This is a genomic window from Streptomyces sp. NRRL B-24572, assembly GCF_002156145.1.
Lineage (GTDB): Bacteria > Actinomycetota > Actinomycetes > Streptomycetales > Streptomycetaceae > Streptomyces > Streptomyces vietnamensis.
Genome location: NZ_MWIG01000176.1, coordinates 1 through 6100, shown reverse-complemented (window position 1 = coordinate 6100; position 6100 = coordinate 1). Strand labels below are relative to the sequence as shown.

The 6100-nt window shown below is 74.1% G+C and carries 4 protein-coding genes; all 4 read right to left on the bottom strand.

Annotated features, from left to right (window positions below; genetic code table 11):
* Positions 1-171: 171 nt before the first annotated feature.
* A complete protein-coding gene (locus CCN56_RS11590) occupies positions 172-1080 on the bottom strand; it encodes a phosphoribosylaminoimidazolesuccinocarboxamide synthase (protein WP_086826189.1) in 909 nt (302 codons plus the stop codon).
* An 88-nt stretch (positions 1081-1168) separates the two neighbouring features.
* Positions 1169-2629 carry a N,N-dimethylformamidase beta subunit family domain-containing protein gene (locus tag CCN56_RS11585; protein ID WP_086826187.1) on the bottom strand — a complete coding sequence of 487 codons (1461 nt, stop codon included), beginning with the start codon at positions 2627-2629 and terminating at the stop codon, positions 1169-1171.
* Positions 2630-2798: 169 nt separating this feature from the next.
* The gene (locus CCN56_RS11580; RefSeq protein ID WP_086826185.1) at positions 2799-4715 is read right to left on the bottom strand and encodes a hypothetical protein; all 1917 of its coding nucleotides are present in this window, start codon (positions 4713-4715) and stop codon (positions 2799-2801) included.
* Between the two features lie 280 nt (positions 4716-4995).
* The coding region (gene purD / locus CCN56_RS11575) for a phosphoribosylamine--glycine ligase (protein ID WP_107484131.1) at positions 4996-6100 on the bottom strand (1105 nt) is incomplete at its 5' end.

Below are 6100 nucleotides of genomic sequence, written 5' to 3'. Positions count from 1 at the left end.
TCGTCGTCCGCTCAGGGAGCGAAGGCCCCGGTTCTCAGGAACCGGGGCCTTCGTCGTGTGTGCGTGCAGTCGTGTGTGCGTGCAGTCGCGTGTGCGCAGCCGCGTGCGTGCAGCGGCCGGGGCCGGGATGCCGTACGGGCCCCGCTTCCGGGCCCGTACGGCGTCCGTCGGCTAGAAGCTGTCGGACCAGGAGGTCCCGGTCAGCAGCTCGTACGCCTCGATGTACTTGCCGCGGGTCTTCTCCACGACCTCCTGCGGCAGCGCCGGCGGCGGCTGCTCGCTCTTGCGGTCCCAGCCGGAGGCCGGCGAGGTCAGCCAGTTCCGCACGATCTGCTTGTCGTACGAGGGCTGGGTGCGGCCCGGCTCCCACTCGGCGGCCGGCCAGAAGCGGGAGGAGTCCGGGGTGAGGACCTCGTCGGCGAGGACGAGCGTCTCCCCTTCGAAGCCGAACTCGAACTTCGTGTCGGCCAGGATGATCCCGCGGTCGCGGGCGATGTCCCGGGCCCGGGAGTAGACGGCGAGGGTCGTCTGGCGCAGCAGCGCGGCCGTCTCGGCGCCGACCTGGCGGGCGACCTCCTCGTACGACACGTTCTCGTCGTGGTCGCCGACGGCGGCCTTGGTCGCCGGGGTGAAGATCGGGGCGGGCAGCTCGGAGCCGTCGGTCAGGCCCTCGGGCAGGGCGAGGCCGCAGACCGTGCGGGACTCGTTGTACTCCAGGAGGCCGGAGCCGGTGAGGTAGCCGCGGGCGACGGCCTCGACCGGGACCATGTTCAGCGACTTGCAGATGAGGGTGCGGCCCGCCCAGTCGGCGGGGGCGCCGGCCGGCAGTTCGGTGGAGAGCACGTGGTTCGGGACCAGGTCGGCGAGCTTGTCGAACCACCACAGGGAGAGCCGGGTGAGGACCCGGCCCTTGTCGGGGATCTCGGTGGGCAGCACCCAGTCGTAGGCCGACATGCGGTCGCTGGCCACCATGACGAGGTCGCCCGCCTCGTTCCGGTACAGGTCGCGGACCTTGCCCGTGTGGAGATGGGTCAGGCCCGGGACCTGGACGGGCTCGGGCTTTTCTACGAATCCGGACACGGTTCCTCCGCGTAGGTTGATCCAGGAGCGTGTCCGATTCTCTCGCACGTGGGGACGGATCCCGTCGCCGGACCCTGTGAGCCCCCGCTCACTCCCTCTTGCAGATGCGGTCGAGGAGGTTCGCGGTGGCCCGCTGGACCCGGGCGTCGACGTGGCCCGGCCGGTCGAGCGCCGGTGACCAGGCGAAGGTGCCGGACGCGAAGACCCAGGCGCCGGACGGGGCCCGGTAGAGACTCGTCTCCTGGTGGCGCAGGGCGCCTTCGCTGTCCCGGTACGGCGAGTGGGAGAGCAGGATGCGGCCCTGGTGCTCCGGGAGCGCGGTGCGCGGGAAGTAGCGGTCGGCCTCGCCCGCGACCAGGCCCGGGAGCTCGTCGCCGTCGCCCGCGCCGGTGGCCTCCCAGAGCCAGTGGTCGGCGTTCCGTACGACCAGCGGGTGCGGCTCGGGCACCCGGCCCGCGTACTGGATGCCGAGGAGCTGCTGCTCGGGCCGGTCGACCTCGCGCCAGAGCGCGGGGCGGCCGGGTCCGCGGCGCTTGCGGCAGGTGAGGAGGCGGTCCGGCACCCCGGACGGCGAAGGGGCGAGCTCCACCTGCCAGTACATGGTGTTGGCGGAGAGGAAGACGAGCGAGGTGCCCTGGTCGCGGGCGAGTTCGACGGTCCGGCGCATCGGCGCCGACCAGTACTCGTCGTGGCCCGGGAAGACCAGCCCCCGGTAGCGGCCCGGGTCGACCCGGCCGGCGTGCAGGTCGCGCGTCTCCGCGTACGCCAGGTCGTAGCCGTAGCGCTCGGCCCAGCGGATGAAGTCGTAGGCGTGCCCGACGTGCAGGGGCAGCCCCGCGCCCGCGTACGGGCGGTCGAAGGAGACGGTGACGGCCGCCTCCTCCTCGCCGAGCAGCCGGCCCTCCTCGTCCCAGGCGTGGTACAGGCTGGCGCCGGTGTGGCCGTCCTCCGGGTAGAGGTTGTACGCCTGCCAGGTCACGTCCGGGAGGACGAGCAGCAGATCCGCCGGGTGGTTGTCGCGGACCGTGAAGGGGATGTGCGAGCGGTACCCGTCGACGGTCGTGAGCACGGCGACGTACGCGCCGATCGACCAGTACGCGGGGACCTGCAGCCGCCAGGACTGCCACCAGTGGTGGCAGGAGACCGTGCGGTCGGCGGTGAGCGGGGCCGGCTGGACGATCCCGGAGAGGCGCGGGCTGGTGGTGATCTTCGCGGCGCCGTCGCCGCCGTAGTGCCCGATCCGGTAGACGTCGACCGAGAACTGCTGCGGCGGGTCCACGGTGATGTGGAAGTCGATCGACTCGCCCGGCGCCACGGCCCCGTCGGAGGCGAAGCCCTTGATCTGGCGCCGGACGTCGTCGGCCGTGCGCGGGCCGCCGCTGCCGCCCCGGGCCAGGACCTCGTCCGCGTACCAGGGGACCATCTGGCCGGTGTCGTCGAAGTAGTTGTCCGAGCCGCGCAGCCAGGGCAGCGGGCCCTGGCCGAAGGGATCGGAGACGGCGTGCGCGAGCGCACCCGACTCCCACCGTCTGATCTGCTCCGCCCCCATGTGCGCCCCTCCCTCGACTCCCCCGGTCGGCCGGTCAGTGCCTCTGGATCGTGCCTCTGTCAGTGACGGTCTCCAGCACATCACATAACGCACGCACTCCGTCACCGTTCGTCGTGAATTGACGAGAGCGGAAGCCGGACCTCCGGGTATTCGGGGGTCCGGCGGGCCCTCAGACCAGGCGTACGGGCTTCTCCGGGCGCACCCCGGTGCGGGCGAGCCAGGCCCGCAGGGGCTCCGGGTCGCCGTCCTCGACGAGGGCGAGGACCCGGGGACCGAGGTCCGCCGCCCGCTCGCCCCCGACGAGCAGCGCCGGACCGTCGAGCCAGTCGAGGCCGGGAGCGGCCTCGGCGGTGTCCACGGCCGCACAGCAGACCATGGCGGTCACGTGGTCGGCGAGCAGGTCACGGCCGGTACGGGGCGGCTGGAGCGGGAACAGCGGCAGGGGCCCGTCGGGGCCGCTCACGACCACGTGGGGGGCGGCGGTGCCGGTCCGGTCGGCCTTCTCGGCGGTACGGGCGGACTCGGCCGCCGCGACGACCCGGGCCTCCCGGGCCGCCTCCTCCCGCGCGAGCAGCGCACTGAGCGCCCCGGCGAGCGCGTCGGCGGCGGGGTTGACGGGCTCTTCGTCGTCCTCGTCGTCCTCGTCGGGGAAGTCGGGGGCGACGAGGTCGGGGGCGGCTTCGGGCCCGGCCTCGGACTCGGGTGCGGCCTCGGACTCGGGCGCGGAGGCGGACTCCGACCCGGTCTCGGATCCGGCGTCGGTCTCGGATCCGGCCTCGGCATCGGCCTCGGCGTCGGTCTCAGGTCCGGCATCGGGCCGGGGAGTCGTCAGGTGGGCCATCACGCGGGTCAGGGTCGGGCCCGCCGCGTCGGAGGTCCGGCCTCCGGCGGCTTCGGTGACGCCCAGGCCGTCGAGGACCTGGTGGAGGCGGGCCGCGTCGGTGCGCCACTTCCGGTCGACGACCTCCTCCGGGTACTGGCTCCACTCCACCGGGGCCCAGTCGGGGCCGGGTTCGGCCGGGCCGCCGTGGAAGAGGCGGGCGGCGAGCAGCGAGGTGGCCTCGTCGACGGCGCCGGGCTCCTCCAGGAGGTCGCAGGCGGGGCGCTCGCCGAGCCGGGAGGAGAAGCCCTCCGCGAGCCGGTCCCGGCGGGAGAGCTCGGTCAGGGCGGAGACCACGCCCGCGTCGAGCTTGGCGGGCCAGCGGCCCATGCGCCAGGCGGGCAGCGCGACCCGGGTGAGGAGCCGGTCCCAGCCCGCGTAGGCCAGACCCACCTGCTCCTGGGCGACGATCCGTACGCCGTAGTCGACGGCCTGGGCGCGCTCCGAGCCGGCGGCGGCGACCCCCCGCTCCATCTCGGCGGCGTGTCCGCGGCAGGCGCGGAGCAGCACGCGGGCGACCTGCCCGACGCCGTGGGCGCCGAGCCGGCGGACCGGATCGAGGCCGGGGCTCCGGGGCACGGCGACGGCGGCGTCCAGGCCGCGGACGAAGCGGCGGGCGGCGGCTATGTCGGGTTGGGCGGCCGGTCCCGTACCGGCGACGACGGGGGCGAGGACCGCCCGCAGCTCGCCGACGCGCATCCACCACAGGAAGGGCGAGCCTATGACCAGGACCGGGGCGCCGTCGCCGCCGGACGTGCGGTGGAGATGGCGGTGGGCCCGGTGGGTGCGGTCCTCCAGCCAGCTGTCGCAGTCCGGGGTGAGGGCTATCGCGGCGGGCGCCGGGACGCCGAGCCGGTCGGCGAGGTCCCGGACGAGCCGGTACAGATCGGGGGCGGCGGTCTCGGCGAGCTCCACCGTCGGCGTGGCCGCGGGGCGGGCCCGGGCGATGACGAGGGCGACGGCCGCGGCGGCGAGGAGGACGAGCACGGCGAGGACGGTCACGACCCAGCGGGCCGCGTCCCAGGCCGCTCCCGTGAAGTGGCCGGTGACCCCGCCCGCGTACAGGACGACGGCCACCGCGGCGGGGAGCACCGCGAGGCCCAGTGCCCTGCCGCGGACGCGGAGGACGGCGAGGGCCCGGGAGTGCGCGGCGCGCGCACCCCACTCCTCGCCGACAACGGAACCGGTACCGGACACGCCGTTCATCACCCCCTCCTGTCCTCGACGGGACTGCCTGTGGCGGTGTTGCTCACTCCCCCACTGTGGCACCCGCCACTGACATCGCAATGCCGGTGGGCCAAGTGCCGGAATGCCTTCGCCGCACCCTAGTTGGGGCTGTGGCGGGCGTCATCCGTATGGCCGAGCCGTCACTCGATGGAATGGCTTTGGGCAAAGGTGATGGCGCACATGTGGCCGCGTGGTGCACAGGTTCGGCACCCCACGGCCACAAGTGGAATCACAAGGATTCAGGCGAAAACGAGCGGAATCAGGCCTCGGCGGCCTTCCGCGCGATGTCCGTACGGTGCTGCGAACCGTCAAGGCGGATACGGCCGACCGCCGCGTACGCGCGCTCACGGGCCTGCGCCAGGTCCGAACCGGTGGCGGTGACCGACAGGACGCGCCCGCCGGCGCTCAGGACCGCGCCGTCCTCGCCCCGCTTCGTACCGGCGTGGAGCACGTACGCGTGCGGGGCGTCCTGCTCCGCGACCTCGTCCAGGCCCTCGATCGGGTCGCCCGTGCGCGGGGTGCCCGGGTAGTTGTGCGAGGCGACGACCACGGTGACGGCCGCGTCGTCGCTCCAGCTCAGCGGGGCCTGGTCGTCCAGGGTGCCGTTGGCCGCGTGCAGCAGGACGCCCGCGAGGGGGGTCTTCAGGCGGGCCAGGACGACCTGGGTCTCGGGGTCGCCGAAGCGCGCGTTGAACTCGATGACCCGTACGCCACGGCTGGTGATCGCCAGACCCGCGTACAGCAGACCGGAGAAGGGGGTGCCGCGACGGCGCAGCTCGTCGACCGTCGGCTGCAGGACGGTCTCCATGACCTCCTCGACCAGCTTCGGGTCGGCCCAGGGCAGCGGCGAGTAGGCGCCCATGCCGCCGGTGTTCGGGCCCTCGTCGCCGTCGAGCGCGCGCTTGAAGTCCTGCGCGGGCTTCAGCGGGAGGACGGTCGTGCCGTCGGTGATCGCGAAGAGGGAGACCTCGGGACCGTCGAGGTACTCCTCGATGACGACGCGGTCGCAGGCGAGCGCGTGGGCGCGGGCCACCTCGATGTCCTCGGTGACGACGACGCCCTTGCCGGCGGCGAGGCCGTCGTCCTTGACCACGTACGGAGCGCCGAAGGCGTCGAGCGCCTCGTCGATCTCGGCGGGCGTGGTGCAGACGTAGCTACGAGCGGTGGGGACCCCCGCCCCCGCCATGACGTCCTTGGCGAAGGCCTTGGAGCCCTCCAGCTGCGCCGCCTCCTGGGACGGGCCGAAGACGGGGATGCCGGCCGCGCGGACGGCGTCGGCGACGCCGGCGACGAGCGGGGCCTCCGGGCCGACGACGACGAGGTCGGCGCCCAGCTCGGTGGCGAGCGCGGCGACGGCCGCGCCG